Consider the following 17,125-nt stretch of genomic DNA (forward strand, 5'->3'; position numbering starts at 1 on the left):
CCCACTGGTCCAGCGCGGCGAGCAATCGCCGGATCACCTCCGGCGGGGTGATCTCGACCGGGTGTTCGGTCTCGGAAATATGTTGTGCGAGCACGGTTCCGTCCTTTCGGTGGCGAGCCCGCCCAGGCAACCGAGCTGGGTCAAGTCACCTGGGCGGCCCGGTGGCAACGGGACCTCTCCCCGCTCCGTGTCAATCGTTGCGCTCAGTGATGTTCAGCCGCAGTGGCATTCCTAGTGGCACCCTGCCGGTTTCGTGGTCGCGCGGGCATGATGGGTCGATGACGACGGGGAAGCTCATTCGCGATCTGCGGACTGCGCGTGGCTGGTCGCAGGCCCGGCTCGCCGACGAACTCACCGAACACGCCGGCGTCCCGATCAGCCGGGAATACATCTCCCGGCGGTGGGAGTCATGTAAGTATCAGCCCTCTCCGTTTTGGTTGCGGCACCTGGCCGCGGTGCTGGATGTTCCGTTGGCAGTGATGGAGTCCGATGTGGATAGACGCAAGTTTCTGGCCAGTTTCGCGGCCACTGCGGTAGCGCCTGGGATCGCGTCAGACCTACTGGCGCAAGGGTTTACGGCTCGTCTGCAAGGTGCGGGGCCGGGGATCGAGCAATGGGAGCACACCCTGGTCGGCTACGGAGCCGACTACATGACCTCTGGTGCCGCAGAAATCCAGAAGCGGCTGGCCGTCGACCTCGCGATCATCCAGCAGCAGTGCGACTACCCCCGGATGTGGGCGCACGCTGCACGGCTGATGACGTTGTTCGCCAAGACATTTCCTGGCTCCGACGGTGCGAAAGCCGTGCAGTGGTACCGGATGGCCGCAGAGTCCGCCGACCGATCCGGCGATGTGAACACCCGAGTATGGGTGCGCGGTCGGGCGGCAATCGCACTCGGATACGAGGGTGCCTCGTTGCCGATCGCGAACATGTTCGCCGACCAGGCAATCGCGATATCGGACAAGCCATCTCTAGGCCGACTGAACGCCATTTATGGCAAAGCCCACGCCGCCGCCATCACCGGCGACGCAGACACCGCGCGAGCGCTCGATGCCGACGGCCGACGAATGTTCGACCAGTCGGGATCGGAGGATGCCGAAGCGTCGGACTACGCGGTTCCGTACTGGCGACTCGGGGTCTTTCGATCCTTGCTCCGAGCCCGGCTCGGTGACGAAGCCGAGGCGGTCGACGCACAAGACGAGGCGAGACGGCTGCTGCCACCAACGCTGCCCAGGTTCTCGACGCACCTCGAGATGCACCGAGGATTGATGCTTGTTCGCGCTGGTGATCGCAATGCCGGAGTGGCGTACGCGCAGACCGCGCTGGACGCGCTGCCACCGGAGAAGCATTCGCTGACGCTCCGCATGTTGATGGAGGAAATCACCGGTGACCGAGCAGGGTAGGCAGGAAAGCCGCCATCGACAGCAATCGGTGACGCCGAATTCACCGATTTGCTCACCGAATTCACCCACGCCAGCAGAGGGTGCACCGGTGCTTACGGTTGAATGAGTCCGTGATCGATCATGATGTCCTCAGCGTGTTTTGCGGGCCAGCAGGAGAATTCGGCAACGAACTCGGCGTGGTGCAGGGTCTGGAGGGTGCGTCTCCCGCTGAACGACTGCGCATCGCGCGCGACCTCGGGTTCAGCGAGACGGTGTTCATCGACGACCCGGTTCGTGCCGCCATCGATATCTGGACACCGTCGGTGAGTCTGCCGTTCGCCGGACATCCCTGCGTCGGCGCGGCGTGGTTGCTGGATGCGCCGCAACTCGACACCGCTGCAGGGGTCGTCACCGCGCGCCGCGTAGGCGGGGTCAGTTGGATCACGGCGCGGCCGGAGTGGGTGCCGCCCAGGACTTTTCGGCAGTACAGCTCGGCCGAGCAGGTGAACGAGCTCGACGTCCCTCGACCCGGTGAATGGATTTATGCGTGGGCGTGGGAGGACGAGTCGGCCGGTCACGTTCGGGCGCGGGCTTTCCCCGGTCGCGGCGACGGCATCGACGAGGACGAGGCGACGGGTGCCGCGGCACTGCTGTTGACGGCAACTCTCGGCCGGGCCCTGACGATCACGCAGGGTCGAGGTTCGCAGATTCTGACTTTCCCGAAGCCCGATGGCTCGATCGAAATCGGTGGACACGTAAGGCGGATCGCCAAGTGAACGACCTGAGCTTCCGACTGGCGGCGGATACCGACCTCGCAACCCTCGTGCGCCTGCGCGACGACGCGGCGCACTGGATGCTCGCCCACGGAATCACCGGCCAATGGCAGCCCGGCCAATTGAGCGAGGATCATTTCCGGAAGGCCATGGCGCAGGGTGAGGTCTGGGTCGCCGAGGTCGGTGGTCGTGTGGTCGGGGCGTGGGAGCTGTGGTGGGACGACGAGGATGCCTGGGGATCGCAGCCGCCGGTGGCCGGCTATGTGCATCGGCTGATGGTGGATCGTAGCGTCGCCGAGCCGGGTACTGGGCGGCTTCTGCTGGAGGCTGCAGAGCGCCGGGTTGCCGCAGTGGGCCGCAATTTCGTGCGGCTCGACTGCCTCGCCGGCAACGTGCCTCTGAACGCCTACTACTCGAACCTCGGCTACCGAGTCGTCGGCCACAAGGCGGGCAAGCCGCAGCCGGGTGGTGTGCCGAAGTCGTTCACGCTCATGGAGAAGGAGCTGACCGGCAGACAAGGGGCAGACACCGTTCTAGGTGTTCGGGCGGTCGCCGAGTAGGTCCTCGCGAAGATCGCGGACCGTCATTCGCAGGGCCTCGACAACCGCGGCGACTTCCGGGCGGCGCAAAGTCTCCGGCCGGATGACCAACCAGTACGTGAGTTGAACGCGCACTTCGTCGGGCAGCACACGAACAAGATCGGCGTGCCGGTCGGCCATGAAGCAGGGGAGTAGGCCGATCCCGGCGGCCGCTCGGGTCGCTTCCACGTGGACGAAGACGTTGGTCGAGGAGACCGAGCGGTGCATGGCGGGGGCGAAGGCCAGGGCCAGGTCGAGGTCGTCGACTTGGAGGATGGATTCGATGAAGTAGACCAGGGGGTAGTGGGCCAGGTCGGCGACCGTGGTGGGGGTGCCGTGGTCGGCGAGGTAGTCGCGGGAGGCGTACAGGCGCAGGCAGTAGTCGCCCAGTTCGATCGCTTCGGCGCGGTGGACTTGGGGTTTGCCGACCACCACTTCGATGTCGAGGCCGGTTCGCTGGGTGGATGCTCGTCGGGTGGCGGCGATGATGTCCACGGCCACGCCGGGATGTCTGCGTTGCACGCGCGCGGCCGACGGCGCGGCCAGGTAGGCGCTGAAACCGTCGGTGGCGGAAATGCGCACCACGCCTTCGAGGGTGCGTTCGCCCGCGGTCGAGCCCAGCGATTTGACCGCGGCCTCCACCGCTTCGGCGGCGGTCAGTGCCTCGCGCCCCAGGTCGGTGAGTTCCCAGCCGCCGGTGACACGGGTCAGCACCCGCCCGCCCATGGCGTGTTCCAGTGCCGCGATGCGCCGGGAGATCGTCGTGTGGTTGATGCCCAGCTCTTCGGCGGCGGTGATGTACCGCCCGGACCGGCCGACCGCGAGCAGCACCAGCAAATCGTCAGCACTGGGCCGGCGTCCCGACGTCGAAGGAGAATGGCTCACGTGTGCAGTTTCGCAGATAGCCGCTGCGAAACTGGCCATTGTCACCGAGATGCATCTGCACGAATACTCTCCTCACAGCTTGTGGGTCACGTCACATTTTTGTGGTGGCGTGATCTGGATCATTGAAGGAGTTTTGCGATGAGCGTGCGTAGCGCGACCCGGCCCACCGGTGACGACCCGGACGAAGCCCCCACCGGACTGCGGCGGGTGGTGGCCGCCTCGATGGCGGGCACCGTCGTCGAATGGTACGAATTCTTCCTCTACGGCACCGCCGCGACGCTGGTGTTCAGCAAGGTGTTCTTCTCCAAGGACACCAGCGACCTCGACGCGATCCTGGCCGCGTTCGTCACCTACGCCGTCGGTTTCGCGGCCCGCCCGATCGGCGGCATCGTCTTCGGCCACTTCGGCGACCGCTACGGCCGCAAGCAGCTGTTGCAGGTGAGCTTGGTGCTGGTCGGCGCGGCAACGTTCCTGATGGGCTGTCTGCCGACCTTCGCCCAAATCGGCTACTGGGCACCGGCGATGCTGGTGACCTTGCGCTTCATCCAAGGCTTCGCGATCGGCGGCGAATGGGGTGGTGCGGTGCTGCTGGTGGCCGAACACAGCCCCAGCAAGAGCCGCGCTTTCTGGTCGAGTTGGCCGCAGGCCGGTGTGCCCGCGGGCAACCTGCTCGCCACGGTCGTGCTGCTGGTGCTGACCTCGACCCTGTCCGACGAAGCGTTCCTGAGCTGGGGCTGGCGCGTGGCGTTCTGGCTGTCGGCGGTGGTCGTGCTCGTGGGCTACTACGTGCGCACCAAGGTCACCGACGCCCCGATCTTCGTGGCCGCGCAGCAGGAGATCGACCAGGTCAAGGCCGCGTCGTTCAGCCCCTTCGAGGTGCTGCGCAAGTACCCGCGTGGGGTGTTCACCGCCATGGGCCTGCGGTTCGGCGAGAACATCATGTACTACCTGGTCGTCACGTTCTCCATCACCTACCTCAAGGTGCACGTGCACGCCGACACCAAGAACATCCTGTGGTGGCTGCTCATCGCGCACGCCGTGCACATCATGGTGATCCCGCTGGCCGGCAGGCTCGGTGACCGCATCGGCCGCCGTCCGGTCTACCTGATCGGCGCCGTCGCCGCGGCGACCTGGGGCTTCTTCGCCTTTCCGATGATGGACAGCGGCAACCACATGATCATCTTGTCCGCCATCGTGATCGGACTGATGTTCCACGGGCTGATGTACGCCGGTCAGCCCGCGATCATGGCCGAGATGTTCCCGACCCGGATGCGGTACTCGGGTGTGTCGATGGGCTACCAGGTCACCTCGATCGTGGCGGGTTCGCTGGCGCCGATCATCGCGGTGAAACTGCTGTCGGAGTTCGACTCCTCGGTGCCGATCGCCTGGTACCTAGCAATCGCGGCGAGCGTCACCATCGTTGCGGTGTTGTGCGCCAAGGAAACTCGCGGAATCGACCTGGAAACCCTCGACCTCGCTGACGCATCTGCATCGAAAGGTGTTGCCTGATGGCAGAGCTCACCGGACGCAAGGCGCTGGTCACCGGTGCCGCCAGTGGAATCGGCGCCGCGTGCGCGCGTGAACTCGCCGCACGCGGGGCCGAGGTGACCGTCGCCGATATCGACGGAGTCGGAGCGAAGAGGATCGCGCACGAAATCGCCGGGCACGCATGGAGTGTCGACCTGCTCGAGGTCGACGCGCTGGCGGAGTTGCGCCTGGAAACCGACATCCTGGTCAACAACGCGGGCGTGCAAAGCGTCAGCCCCATCGAGGATTTCGCGCCGCACCAGTTCCGCACCATGCAGACGCTGATGGTCGAAGCGCCGTTCCTGTTGATTCGCGCGGCCCTTCCGCACATGTACGCGCAGGGGTTCGGGCGGATCGTGAATATCTCGTCGGTGCACGGGATTCGGGCGTCGCAGTTCAAGGTCGCCTACGTGACCGCCAAGCACGGGCTGGAAGGGCTGTCGAAGGTGACGGCGCTGGAAGGCGGCGCGCACGGGGTCACCAGCAACTGCGTCAGCCCCGGCTATGTGCGAACACCGTTGGTGGACAAGCAGATCGCTGATCAGGCAGCTGTGCACGGGATCGATGAGCAGGAAGTGCTCGAGAAGGTGCTGCTCACCGAGAGTGCTATCAAACGGCTGATCGAGCCGGAAGAGGTTGCGGCACTGGTCGGTTGGCTGGCCTCCGATTCGGCCGGAATGGTCACCGGGTCGTCGTACGTGATGGATGGAGGGTGGAGCGCCCGATGAACAACGTGGTAGCGGCACCGCAGTGGGTGCCCAACGGTGACGACATCGATCGGGCTCGGATCACCGACTTCGCTCGGTTCGTGGCTGCGCGGCATGGCATCGCGGTGCCCGACTACCACGCGCTGTGGCAGTGGTCGGTCGACGATCTGGAGGGGTTCTGGGGTTCGCTGTGGGACTACTTCGAGCTCGGAGACCGGCCGGGTGCGGTGTTGGCTTCGGCGGAAATGCCGGGGGCGCAATGGTTTCCCTCGGTGTCGCTGAACTATGTCGACCAGGTGATCCGGCAGGCCCGTTCCGATCGGCCCGCGATCGTGACGGTGGAAGAGGACGGTTCGGTCGCCGAGTTGTCGTGGGACGACATGCTGGCCAGGGTCGCGGGTTTCGCGCAGACCCTGCGCGGGCTCGGTGTTCGGGCAGGGGACCGGGTGGCCGGTTACCTGCCCAACATCCCCGAGGCCGTGATCGCCTTCCTCGCCACCGCGAGTATCGGGGCCGTGTGGAGTGCGTGCGGGCAGGACTACTCGGCCAAGGCAGCGCTGGATCGGCTCGGGCAGCTCGAGCCGGTGGTGCTGGTGGCCGCTGCCGGTTACCGCTACGGCGGAAAGGCGCATTCCCGCACCGACGAGGTCGCCGAACTGCGCGCCGCTCTCCCCACGCTGGTGGCGACCGTGCTGGTATCCGACGAGCCCGTCTCCGGCACGCTGGCCTGGGAGGATGCCTGTGAGCGCTGTGATCGATCCACGATCTCGACCGCCCAGGTCGGCTTCGATCACCCGCTGTGGGTGCTGTACTCCTCGGGCACCACGGGCCTGCCGAAGGGCATCGTGCACGGGCACGGCGGGGTGCTGCTGGAACACCTGAAAGCCATTGAGCTGCAATCGGATATCGGACCCGCCGACACGTTTCTCTGGTACACCAGCCCCAGCTGGATGATGTGGAACTTCCAGGTCGCCGGACTGCTCGTCGGCGCGACGATCGTCTGCTACGCGGGCAGTCCCAGCTATCCGACGCCGGATGCACTGTGGGACATCGCCTCCCGTGTGGGCGCCACCGTTGTCGGCACCAGTCCCGGCTACGTGCTGTCCTGTGCGAAAGCCGGAGTCGTCCCCTCCCGCGACCACGACCTGACCGCTCTGCGTCTGATCGGCGTCACCGGCTCAGCATTGCCACCATCGTCGTCGATCTGGTTGCGCGACAACGTCGGTGCGCACATACCGGTCGCGGCGATCAGCGGCGGCACCGACGTAGTCTCGGCCTTCGTCGGCGGCGCACCCACCGTCCCCGTCTGGCCCGGCGAACTGTCCGCGCCCTACCTTGGCGTGTCCCTGCAAGCCTGGGACGACCAGGGCAACTCGGTTCACAACGAGGTCGGCGAACTCGTCATCACCGAACCCATGCCTTCCATGCCCGTCGGCTTCTGGAACGACCCCGACGGATCCCGGTACCGCGCAGCATATTTCGACACCTACCCCGGTATCTGGCGACATGGCGACTGGATCACCCGCACCGACCACGGCAGCATCATCGTCCACGGCCGCTCCGACTCCACCCTCAACCGCCACGGCATCCGCATGGGCAGCGCCGACATCTACCAAGCGGTCGAACAACTCCCCGAAATCGCCGACGCGCTGGTCATCGGCGCCGAACAACCCGACGGTGGCTACTGGATGCCCCTATTCATCGTCCCCGCACCAGGTTTCACGCTCACCGAAGATCTCGTCGATCGAATCCGGCAGATCATCCGCACCGAAACCTCCCCCCGCCACGTCCCCGACGACATCATCGCCGCCCCCGGGATCCCCCGAACCCGCACCGGCAAAAAACTCGAAGTCCCCATCAAGAAACTCCTCCAGGGCGCCGACCCCACCACCGTTGTCGACCCCAGCGCCGTCGACAACCCCGCCCTGCTGGGCTGGTACGCCCAGTTCGCCCGGACGGGAACTGAATAGGTTCGCCGGTTACGGCACGGTTTCGAGGTCGAATCGGATCCCGGTGCGCAGCGTCGCGTTCGCGGACATGCCGAACATGCGGTGGAAGGTTTCGCTGAAGTGGGACGGCGTTGCGAAACCCGCGTCGGTCGCGGATCGGGTCAGATCGTGGCCGGCGGCGACGTTGCTCATCGCGTGAATGATGCGGCACCACTGTTGATATCGGCGGAACGTGGTCCCGTACTGCTGGACGAACAGGCGAAGAAAGTGTGACGTGGACAGGTCGAGATCCGAGGCGATCGGTTCGGCCCGGAACGTGCGATCCGGGTGTCGTCGGATCGCGGCCGCCACTCGTTCGAGACGGGGATCGGGAACCGGGACGGGCCCCGCGGCGGCCAGCGCCACAATGCGGCTCGGGTCCAGCTCCGGTTGGTTGCATTGTTCGACCAATTCGCGTTCGCGACAGTGATCGAGCCGGTACGGGCCCGCCGTGTCGGCCATCTGCGCTTCGATAGCAGCGGACGGCGACCATGCCGGATCCACGAACAGCAGCAAGATCGGTCTGCCGAGCGTGTTCACCCGGTGCACCGCGCGAGCGGGGGCGTACGCGCTGCGGGTGGTCATCGCACCGTGGGTGGCGGTCTCCAGGACGAAGGGCCCGTCGAGTCCGACGGTGAGCACCGGGACCGAACCGGAGTGCATGTCCACGCCGAGCTCGGGCCCGAGATACCCGGCATGACCCGGCCTGATCCAGACCACCGGACCACACGATTTCGAAAGCGCCTCGTCGGTCACACCTGCCACGGTAATGGTGCGCCGCTTCGAATTACAGCGGCCGACCACGAGAGGACAGAAATCGTGAAGTTCCCACTGGCAATATCGGTAGGCGTGGCCGTGCTGACCCTCAGCGCGTGCACGATGCAGTCAGCGTCCAGCGAAACAGATGGCATGCCAACAGGTTCCGGACTGCGACCAGCCGCATTGCAATCCGCGCTGAACGCGGTCCGCGACGCGGGGATGATCGGTGTGTACATGGAGGTACGCGACGGCGACCAGACGTGGAATGGCACGGCAGGGGTCGCCGACATCGCCACCGGCGCACCCATCGGGCCCGACATGGTTCACCGAGTCGGCAGCATCACCAAGACGTTCGTCGCGGCCGCGATCATGCAGCAGGTCGAACAGGGGCGCATCGGTCTCGACACTTCGATCGGCGACTACCTGCCGCAGCTGGTCCCCGGTGAGCGTGGCGCGAAGATCACCGTCCGGATGCTGCTCGACAACACCAGTGGGCTGGCCGAACATCTGCCGTACTCATTCCCTTCTCTGGCAGCCTTTTTCGGCGGGACGCAGCTGTCGTCGGAGAGCCTGGACGAGCATCGGTTCACCCAGTTCGACCCGGTCGAGCTGATCGGCATGGGCGTCAGCGCCCCGCCCGCCACCAGCGCGCCCGGAGCGACTCCCGGCGTCTACTCCAACACCAACTACTTCCTGCTGGCCCAACTGCTGGAGAAGGTGACCGGAACGGCGTTCCAGACCTACATCGCCGAGAACGTGATCGCACGCGCCGGACTCGAACACACCGCGTTCCCGGACGGGCCGACCCTGACCGCTGCGCACCCGCGCATGTACGAGGCGCTGTTCGGAATGATCGACCCACCACGCGATTACAGCGTCTACGACATGTCGTGGGCACTGCCCGGCGCCGGCCTGGTCTCGACCATGTCGGACCTGAACCGCTTCTACCGCATGCTGCTCAGCGGCCAGATCGTGAGTCAGGATTCCTTGACGCAGATGCAGCGCACAGTCCCCGTCATCGCCCTGGACGGCTCGCACCTCGAGTACGGTTTCGGCCTGCACAAGGTGCGAACCCCGGCGGGCGAAATATTCTGGGGCCACGACGGCAGCGTCTTCGGCACCCAATCCCTCTCGCTGACCAGCGCCGACGGCACCCGCCAGATGTCGGTCACGATGAACCTGGTCCGCTGGAACGAGCTGGGCCCCGACGGAAAACCGAAGCCCCACCCCATCGACGACGCCCTCACCGCCCTTTACCAGGTAGCGATGGGCGGGAAGTAGTCGCTTGGGCGAGGCCCATTCGTCGACGTCTACGGTGTGACGGACGGTCGAGGTTCGGTGAAAAGCAGGCGGGTCGGCTTCATGGGGAGTGAAGAGGGTGTGATTGGCACCTGGCCGACCCGCCTGTCCACTATTCGTTGGCGGCGGTCCTGTGGATCGGGGTGTTTTCAGGCGTTGAAACGGTCGGTGATCATCTGTTCGGTCAGGCCGTAGTCGGACAGCGAGTAGGTGTGGGTGGGTTTTCTTGTGCCGGTGCGGCTTTCGGTGTCGAGGGTGGTGATGGCGGTGCGGGCCGTGTAGGTGAGGGGGGTGTCGGTGGTGCGGTAGATGCGGTCTACGACGGCCAGGGGGTCGGTGCGTAGGTCGTCGAAGTCGACGTCGATGAAGGTGGCTTCGGGGTGGCGGGTGCGGGCGGCGGTGAAGTCGGACAGGCCTCGGGACCACAGGTCGAGTTGGGTTCGGCCGATGGTTTCGGGGGTGAACGTGGTGGACCAGCCTCGGGTTGCGTGGTCGTTGAGGCTGCACACCGAGCCGATGATGGTGGCGGGGTCGCGGTGGGTTTGGATGATGACGGCGTCGGGGTAGGTGGCCAGCAGGGCGTCGAGGCAGAACAGGTGGCTGGGGTTTTTCAGGACCCAGCGGCGGGGGTCGTTCATGCCGATGAGCTGCAGGTTGCGGCGGTGGCGGGCGTAGGCGGGGGTCCAGTCCTGCGCCGCCAGCCAGCGGGAATAGCCGGGGACGTAGGCCAGGCATTCGTAGGAGTGCGACATGCCGGATTGGCGCAGAAGCTGCCAGCATTCCTCGACGTCGGCGGCGCTCATGTAGTGCAGACCCATGAATTCGGGGTTCTGGACCTGGTGTTGGCGCAGGCCCGCGTCGATTTGCTGGTAGGCGGGGTTGGTCGGCCAGGTGTCGCGGGGCGGGCGCGGTTGGGGGAAGTCGGTCAGCCACATTTCCAGGCCCTGATTGGCCGGGTCCGCGACGAGCAGGCGGTGCAGGGCGGTGGTGCCCGTGCGAGGCAGTCCGGTGACGAAAATCGGTCGGGTGACCGGTGTTTCGACGTACTCGGGGTTGGCTGCCCATGCGGCCTCGCTCAGCGCGCGGGCAATCAGCGTGCCGCGCAGGAAGAATCGCGACATCTTGCTGCCGAGTTCGGTGAGCCCGGCTTCGTCACGATAGGAGTCCAGCAGGACCTGCAGTGCCTCGAGGTAGTCGTCGGGGCCGAAATCGGTGAGGCCGGTGAGTTTGGTGGCGGACGCGTGCAGGTCGGCCACGGTGCCGACGTCGGTGCGCACAGTCATGATCGAAGCTCCTAGTTGTGGTATTCGCCGCAGTTGACGTCGAGGGTCTGACCGGTGATCGCCGACGACCACTCCGACGCGAGAAACACCACAGCACGGGCGATTTCGTCGGGTTCGGGCAACCGCTTCAGATCCGACTTCAACGCCGTCTGCTCATAGACCTGTTCGACGGTGATGCCGTACTTCTCCGCGACCTGACCGAAGTACCACTTCAGCTGGTCGGTCCAGATATAGCCCGGCAGAACACTGTTCACGCGCACGCCCTTGGCGCCGAGTTCGGTGGACAGGGTTTGTGACATCGCCAGCAGCGCGGCTTTGGTGAGTTTGTAACTGCCGTACCGCGGTTCGGAATGCCGCACGACCATCGAATTGATCATCACCACAGCACCTTTGGACTCGGCGAGCGCGGGCGTGAACGCCTGGGTCATTCGCAACCCACCCAGCACCGTCATGTCGAAACTCGACCGAATATGGTCGAAATCCGTGCGGTCCAGCGGTTTCATCGACGGGACCGAGAACGCGTTGTTCACCAACGCGTCGACCCGGCCGAAGGTGTCGACCGTGCGCGCCACGAGATTGTGGACCGCCGCCTCGTCGGTGATGTCGGTGGGCACGCTCAGCGTCGCGCCACCGGCGGCCTCGATCTCGCCGGCCACCTCGAGCAGTCGTGATTCGGTGCGCGCCGCGAGCACCACCGTCGCACCGGCCGCGGCCGCTTCCAAACAGATCGACCGGCCCAGACCTGGCCCGACCCCGGAGACGACGACAACTTTCCCGTCCAACAATGCCCCACTCATCCCAGCATCCGATCTGCGAAGGCCCGCTGACGGGCACTGATCCGGTCACGCCATCCAGCGGCGTCGATCCGGTTGTCTTCAAAGTAGGGAAGGTGTTGCGCGACTTGATCAATCGCCACCACGTCGACCGTCGGCCCATCGACCTCGGTCATAGGGCGATCGGTGCGCTGCCACCGGAACTGCAGGATTCCGCGCGTCCGGCCGGTGGTCTCGATCCAGTTCGCAATGCCCGGATCCTGCCTACTCACCACCATCCGAATCATCCCGTCCGAATCCACCTGTGCCTGAGCGTGATTGAGACTGGTCTGGTGGTTGACATAGTCCAGGGAGATGTACCAGAGACTGCCCAGCTGGAAACCCTGGTACGGCGCATCGGATTTCGGGACGGTGATCACCAGCGCCTGATCATCGGCGAGATCGAAATGCCCGACCGAGGAGTACTGGGTGCTCAGCCCGCCGGGGGTCAGCCGGGGTGCGGTCAGCGTGTTCACCGGCAGGTCCAGGTAGAACCACTTGGGGAAGTTGAACCAGGTGTGCACGCGCGTGAGCAGCATCTTCGCCGCCGCGCCGTATCGTTTGCGGATGCGCGCCAGGTCCGGTTCGACGGGCGCGGTGCCGATGGTGTCGACGCGCTCGATCCGAATAGAACCCTTGCGCTGCGACCAGTCGCCGTAGACCTCGCGCACGGCCAGCATGGACGCGCCCTCGCCGAGCGGAAAATAGTCCGGAGCCGCATCAGGTTTCGCAGGGCCGAAGCGCAGGGTGAAACTACCGTCGTCAGCGATCGGAATGCGCCGGTCGTCGAACGCGTCGGCGCCGCCGGGCACGTCGGTGGCGGTGTAATCACCTTTGAGCACTTGGAAACTCAGGTCGACGGTGCTGCCGCGCACCCCCGTCACCACGTACTCGGCGGTCGGCTCGATGTTGGCGTGGTAGTAGAGCGTGTCCGGGTTGTCCAGGCCCATTTTCGCGTAGGGGCCGGTCGAGGACACGAAGTACGGATGCGAGGTGCCGTGCGCGCCCGAAAGACGCAGGCAGGCTGCGATACTGGCGGCGAGATAGTCGTAACCCTCGGCCAGATCCTGGTCGCTGCGAACGAATTCCGCACTGGCGATGAGAGTTTCGGCCTGCGCGACCGCGGCGAGGAAGGGGGCGGTCAGTGGATCGGGTGGTGCGACGGTGGTCGTACTGGAGTGGGTCAACGGTCTGCGATTCCTAGCTCTCGGAGAATGTGGGTAGCGATGTCGGACGGGGACCCGAGGTCGGGCGTGATGACGAGATCGGCATGCTCAGGGCGTTCATACGGCGAGCCGATCCCCGTGAAGCCGGGCAGCTCACCGGCGCGCGCCTTGGCGTAGAGGCCCTTCGGGTCGCGGCGTTCGCATTCCGGCAGCGGCGTGTCGACGAAGACCTCATGGAAGGGCAGTTCCCGGTCGGCATGGGTGGTGCGGGCATCGGCCCGTTGCGCGGCGAACGGGCTGATCACCGACACGATCGCCACCGCACCGGAATCGGCGAACAATGCTGCGACTTCGGCGACGCGGCGCACGTTCTCGTCCCGGTCGGCGGGGGAGAAGCCGAGGCCTGCGTTGAGGCCGTGGCGCAGATTGTCGCCGTCGAGCAGGTAGGCCGGCCGCCCGGCCGCCACCAGCTGACGTTCCAGCTCGACGGCGACGGTGGACTTCCCCGACCCGGACAGGCCGGTCAGCCAGATGGTCGTGCCGGTGTGCCCGCGTTCGGTGCGAGTCACCGCCGAGCGATGCCAGGTCAGAGACCACGCTGGGCGGACAATTGCGTCGCTTTCGGTCGCGGATTCGACCGATGATGCGAGAAATGTCCGCTCAGCGTGGTCCAACCCGGTCTCCCGACCGGTCACCATCCCGGCGGCGACCGTCTGGTCGGTCACGGGATCGATCAGGATGAAACTGCCCGTGCGCCGATTCTCCCGATACGAATCGAACAGCATCCGATGACGACTGCGCAGTCGGATGCGCGCAATGTCGTTGAGCGACAACGACTCCACGTCCTCGACCCGATGCAGGGTGTTCACATCCAGCCGGTAGTCGATGGCGGTGACCTCCGCGGAGGAGGTCTGCGCGGCGGTGCGCACCAAATACTGTGCTCCCGCACGCAATTGAGCAGTCTCGGAGAACCAGCACACCATCGCGTCCAGTTCGGTGCCGATATGCGGGCGATTGCCAGGCCGGGCCAGTAGGTCGCCGCGCCCGACATCGATGTCGTCTTCCAGTGTCAGCGAGACAGCCATGCCGGTGAACGCTTCGTCGACCTTCGTGCCGCCCGGACCCCAGATCTCCCGAACATGGGTCGCGCGACCCGAAGGCAACACCACCACCTCGTCACCGGCTTTGAAGATCCCGCCCGCGACGGTGCCGGCGTAACTGCGGTGGTCGAGACCCTCCTGCGCCCGGATGACGTACTGAATCGGCAGTCGGGCATCGATGAGATTGCGATCCGAGGCGATGTGCACGTCCTCGAGATGGCGTAGCAGCGGCGGCCCCGGATACCAGGGCATGTGCTGCGAACCGTCGACAACGTTGTCGCCCAGCAGGGCGGACACGGGAACGAAGCTCAGGTCGCCGACGGTCAATTTGGCTGCGAACGCGGCGAATTCGGTGCGGATCTCCTCGAACCGCTCCTGCGACCAGTCGACCAGGTCCATCTTGTTCACGCACACCACCAGGTGCGGCACGCCCAGCAGCGTGGCCAGGAACGCGTGCCTGCGGGTCTGTTCGGACACGCCGGTGCGGGCGTCGACCAGGATCAGCGCGAGGTCCGCGGTGGACGCGCCGGTCACCATATTGCGCGTGTACTGCACGTGGCCAGGGGTGTCAGCGATGACGAACTTGCGGCGCGGAGTGGTCACGTAGCGATAGGCGACGTCGATGGTGATGCCCTGCTCGCGTTCGGCGCGCAAACCATCGGTGACCAGCGCCAGATCCGCTGCGGCACCGCCACGTTCGGTGCTGACCTTCTCGATGGCGGCGAGTTGGTCGTCGAACAGCGACTTGGAGTCGTAGAGCAGTCGGCCGATCAGAGTGGACTTGCCGTCGTCGACGCTGCCCGCGGTCGCGATTCGTAAAAGGTTGCGGCGCATCAGAAGTAGCCCTCTCGCTTGCGGTCTTCCATGCCGGTCTCGGAGATCCGGTCGTCGGCGCGGGTGGCGCCGCGCTCAGTGAGGCGGGTGGCGGCGGTTTCCGCGATCACCTTCGCCGGGGTGTCGGCGGTGCTTTCGACGCAGCCGGTGCAGGTGGCGTCGCCTACCGTGCGGAAACGGACGGTGGTCTCGAAGGTGCGTTCATCGGGGGCCGCGTCGACGAATCGTGTTGCCGACAACAGCATTCCGTCGCGTTCGATGACCTGTCGACGGTGCGCGTAGTACAGCGACGGCAGCTCGACGGCCTCGCGATCGATGTACTCCCAGATGTCGAGCTCGGTCCAGTTCGACAGCGGGAACACCCGGATGTGTTCGCCGGGCTGATGACGACCGTTGTAGAGGTTCCACACCTCGGGCCGCTGCGCGCGGGGATCCCATTCGCCGAAACTGTTGCGGAAGCTGAAGACTCGCTCCTTGGCGCGGGCCTTCTCCTCGTCGCGCCGGGCTCCACCGAAGGCCGCGTCGAACCTGTTCTCGCCGATCGCGCGCAGCAACGTGGTGGTCTGCAAGGGGTTTCGGGTGCCTCCCGGACGTTCTACGGCGCGGCCCGCGTCGATGTCGTCCTGGACTCGGGCGACCACCAGTCGTGCTCCGGTGCGCTCGACGGTGCGGTCGCGGAACTCGATCACCTCGTCGAAATTATGGCCGGTATCCACGTGCAGCAGTGGAAACGGCAGGGGCGCGGGCCAGAACGCGCGGCGTGCCAGAAGTAGCAGCACGGCGGAATCCTTGCCGCCGGAGAACAGTAGGGCCGGTCGCGCGAGCGTGGCCGCGACCTCCCGGAAGATGTGCACCGACTCGGCCTCCAAGGCCGCCAGATGCGATAACTCGTACCCCGCTTGCACTGTTCACCCTCTTCGTTCGCGCGATTCGTCGGAAAACTTTCTCCGACGAGTTGCGGTGTCGACTATTCGACGCTATCGTTCGGTATTGTGACACCGACGATAAGCCGGGCCGAGGGCGCCGGTCAAGAGGTGAACCCGCATTCATTGGGCGATGCCGAGATTCCCGGCGCCGCGTCACCGCCGACGCATCGGGTAGTGAAGGTGCTGGAACTGCTGTCCAGGCGAGCGACCGAACATCTGTCGCTGGCCCGGATCGTGCGGGAAGCGGGGCTTTCTCGCGCCACCGCTCATGCCGTGCTCGCTCAGCTCACTGCCGACGGGTGGACCGTGCGTGATGATGATGGTTGTTACGGAATCGGGCTTCGGCTACTGACGGTCGCTCGACGGGCCGAGGCGGCATTTCCGTTGCGCCGCACAGCTATTGCGCATCTGCATCAGTTGTCGGAGGCGGCCGGCGTTCCGGTGTTCCTCGCCGAACGGGCCGGGGACAGCATCGTTGTCACCGAGGTGGTCGGGCAGCCATCGGCCGGTTGGATTCGACCCGGACGGCGGCTGCCGCTCGCGCCACCTGTGTGTCGCGAATTCGTCGCCTGGGCACCGGAATCCGCGCGAAAGACCTGGCTGGAAGCCGCCGACCCGGCCCATCGCGACCGGCTGGCTCGCGTGCTGGCCGAAATCCGCACGCGCGGTTATTCCGTCGAACGCCTCGTCGACGACTCGACGCCGATGCTGGAAGTGCTGGCGGGCCTGCGTGATTCACCGGTCACCGCGGCCCTGCGCGCTCAACTCGGCTCGGTCATCACCGAACTGATCACCATCGACTACCTCCCCGACGAGCTCGGCCCCGAAAACGCCGTCGTCACTCTCTCCGCTCCCATCCGCGACCGTAACGGTGCAGTCGTCGCAGCGGTCGTCAGCTGCCCCGACACCCGGCTGTCCGCCGCGGAACTGAGTGAACTCGGCGCGGCGACAATGGCGTGCGCGGATCGCATCGCACTCGGTGAACTGGTGGAGTAGCGCGCCGCCTGCCGGCCTGTCGCAACTGTCTCGCCGTCCGGCATGGGGCAGCAGACCGCCTGGATTGTGTGCTCTCGAGCACTTTTCGCACCGAACGGGTTTCGATCAGT

Annotated in this window: 15 protein-coding genes; 8 read left to right on the top strand and 7 right to left on the bottom strand. The window is 65.8% G+C overall.

Translation table 11 applies throughout. The features are described 5' to 3' along the window. Positions 1-278: 278 nt before the first annotated feature. The 3 genes from ACFWVD_RS11175 (at position 279) to ACFWVD_RS11185 (ending at position 2,715) form a co-directional block, all read left to right on the top strand. Complete coding sequence (locus ACFWVD_RS11175) at positions 279-1,403, top strand: helix-turn-helix transcriptional regulator (protein ID WP_379241888.1); 1,125 nt, start codon at positions 279-281, stop codon at positions 1,401-1,403. A 110-nt stretch (positions 1,404-1,513) separates the two neighbouring features. Further along, the gene (locus tag ACFWVD_RS11180; RefSeq protein ID WP_379241889.1) at positions 1,514-2,158 is read left to right on the top strand and encodes a PhzF family phenazine biosynthesis protein; all 645 of its coding nucleotides are present in this window, start codon (positions 1,514-1,516) and stop codon (positions 2,156-2,158) included. After that, positions 2,155-2,715: a GNAT family N-acetyltransferase gene (locus ACFWVD_RS11185; RefSeq protein WP_379241890.1), complete on the top strand. Its 561-nt coding sequence runs from the start codon at positions 2,155-2,157 to the stop codon at positions 2,713-2,715. The genes ACFWVD_RS11180 and ACFWVD_RS11185 overlap by 4 nt, the downstream gene beginning before the upstream one ends. Here the strand turns inward: ACFWVD_RS11185 and ACFWVD_RS11190 are convergent. Then, entirely contained in the window at positions 2,689-3,657 is a 969-nt protein-coding gene (locus tag ACFWVD_RS11190) for a LysR family transcriptional regulator (protein ID WP_379241891.1), read from the bottom strand. The two genes, ACFWVD_RS11185 and ACFWVD_RS11190, sit on opposite strands and share 27 nt — an antisense overlap. A 99-nt stretch (positions 3,658-3,756) precedes the next feature. Between ACFWVD_RS11190 and ACFWVD_RS11195 the strand changes: the two genes are divergently transcribed. Genes ACFWVD_RS11195 through ACFWVD_RS11205 form a run of 3 tightly spaced genes read left to right on the top strand, consistent with a single transcriptional unit; the run spans position 3,757 to position 7,822 of the window. Continuing rightward, entirely contained in the window at positions 3,757-5,127 is a 1,371-nt protein-coding gene (locus ACFWVD_RS11195; protein ID WP_379241892.1) for an MFS transporter, read from the top strand. Then, positions 5,127-5,873: a 3-hydroxybutyrate dehydrogenase gene (locus ACFWVD_RS11200; RefSeq protein ID WP_379241893.1), complete on the top strand. Its 747-nt coding sequence runs from the start codon at positions 5,127-5,129 to the stop codon at positions 5,871-5,873. Before ACFWVD_RS11195 ends, ACFWVD_RS11200 begins: the two co-directional genes overlap by 1 nt. After that, a complete protein-coding gene (locus ACFWVD_RS11205) occupies positions 5,870-7,822 on the top strand; it encodes an acetoacetate--CoA ligase (protein ID WP_379241894.1) in 1,953 nt (650 codons plus the stop codon). Before ACFWVD_RS11200 ends, ACFWVD_RS11205 begins: the two co-directional genes overlap by 4 nt. A gap of 9 nt (positions 7,823-7,831) precedes the next feature. Here the strand turns inward: ACFWVD_RS11205 and ACFWVD_RS11210 are convergent, their stop codons facing one another. Then, the gene (locus ACFWVD_RS11210; protein WP_379241895.1) at positions 7,832-8,596 is read right to left on the bottom strand and encodes a helix-turn-helix domain-containing protein; all 765 of its coding nucleotides are present in this window, start codon (positions 8,594-8,596) and stop codon (positions 7,832-7,834) included. A 63-nt stretch (positions 8,597-8,659) separates the two neighbouring features. On the opposite strand from ACFWVD_RS11210, the gene ACFWVD_RS11215 reads away from it, so the two are divergent. Beyond that, positions 8,660-9,880 carry a serine hydrolase domain-containing protein gene (locus tag ACFWVD_RS11215; RefSeq protein WP_379241896.1) on the top strand — a complete coding sequence of 407 codons (1,221 nt, stop codon included), beginning with the start codon at positions 8,660-8,662 and terminating at the stop codon, positions 9,878-9,880. Between the two features lie 167 nt (positions 9,881-10,047). Here ACFWVD_RS11215 and ACFWVD_RS11220 read toward each other — a convergent pair whose 3' ends face one another. From ACFWVD_RS11220 to cysD, 5 genes are read right to left on the bottom strand one after another with little or no spacing between them, the layout of a single operon-like run. Beyond that, complete coding sequence (locus ACFWVD_RS11220) at positions 10,048-11,181, bottom strand: sulfotransferase family protein (RefSeq protein WP_379241897.1); 1,134 nt, start codon at positions 11,179-11,181, stop codon at positions 10,048-10,050. An 11-nt stretch (positions 11,182-11,192) separates the two neighbouring features. Then, entirely contained in the window at positions 11,193-11,978 is a 786-nt protein-coding gene (locus ACFWVD_RS11225; protein WP_379241898.1) for an SDR family oxidoreductase, read from the bottom strand. Further along, entirely contained in the window at positions 11,975-13,180 is a 1,206-nt protein-coding gene (locus ACFWVD_RS11230; RefSeq protein ID WP_379241899.1) for a hypothetical protein, read from the bottom strand. The genes ACFWVD_RS11225 and ACFWVD_RS11230 overlap by 4 nt, the downstream gene beginning before the upstream one ends. Then, complete coding sequence (gene cysC / locus ACFWVD_RS11235; protein ID WP_379241900.1) at positions 13,177-15,093, bottom strand: adenylyl-sulfate kinase; 1,917 nt, start codon at positions 15,091-15,093, stop codon at positions 13,177-13,179. Before cysC ends, ACFWVD_RS11230 begins: the two co-directional genes overlap by 4 nt. Beyond that, complete coding sequence (gene cysD / locus ACFWVD_RS11240) at positions 15,093-15,998, bottom strand: sulfate adenylyltransferase subunit CysD (protein ID WP_379241901.1); 906 nt, start codon at positions 15,996-15,998, stop codon at positions 15,093-15,095. Before cysD ends, cysC begins: the two co-directional genes overlap by 1 nt. An 87-nt stretch (positions 15,999-16,085) precedes the next feature. Here cysD and ACFWVD_RS11245 point away from each other — a divergent pair, with 87 nt between their 5' ends. Next, complete coding sequence (locus ACFWVD_RS11245; protein ID WP_379241902.1) at positions 16,086-17,015, top strand: IclR family transcriptional regulator; 930 nt, start codon at positions 16,086-16,088, stop codon at positions 17,013-17,015. Positions 17,016-17,125: the final 110 nt, after the last annotated feature.

It is taken from the genome of Nocardia sp. NPDC058666, from assembly GCF_042714895.1.
Taxonomy (GTDB): Bacteria; Actinomycetota; Actinomycetes; order Mycobacteriales; family Mycobacteriaceae; genus Nocardia.

What these genes read in the sequence shown, in the direction of transcription:
- ACFWVD_RS11195 (WP_379241892.1), top strand. Translation starts at nt 3,757, where the DNA reads ATGAGCGTGCGTAGCGCGACCCGGCCCACCGGTGACGACCCGGACGAA.
- cysC (WP_379241900.1), bottom strand. Translation starts at nt 15,093, where the DNA reads ATGCGCCGCAACCTTTTACGAATCGCGACCGCGGGCAGCGTCGACGAC.
- ACFWVD_RS11175 (WP_379241888.1), top strand. Translation starts at nt 279, where the DNA reads ATGACGACGGGGAAGCTCATTCGCGATCTGCGGACTGCGCGTGGCTGG.
- ACFWVD_RS11190 (WP_379241891.1), bottom strand. Translation starts at nt 3,657, where the DNA reads ATGGCCAGTTTCGCAGCGGCTATCTGCGAAACTGCACACGTGAGCCAT.
- ACFWVD_RS11220 (WP_379241897.1), bottom strand. Translation starts at nt 11,181, where the DNA reads ATGACTGTGCGCACCGACGTCGGCACCGTGGCCGACCTGCACGCGTCC.
- ACFWVD_RS11200 (WP_379241893.1), top strand. Translation starts at nt 5,127, where the DNA reads ATGGCAGAGCTCACCGGACGCAAGGCGCTGGTCACCGGTGCCGCCAGT.
- ACFWVD_RS11225 (WP_379241898.1), bottom strand. Translation starts at nt 11,978, where the DNA reads ATGAGTGGGGCATTGTTGGACGGGAAAGTTGTCGTCGTCTCCGGGGTC.
- ACFWVD_RS11205 (WP_379241894.1), top strand. Translation starts at nt 5,870, where the DNA reads ATGAACAACGTGGTAGCGGCACCGCAGTGGGTGCCCAACGGTGACGAC.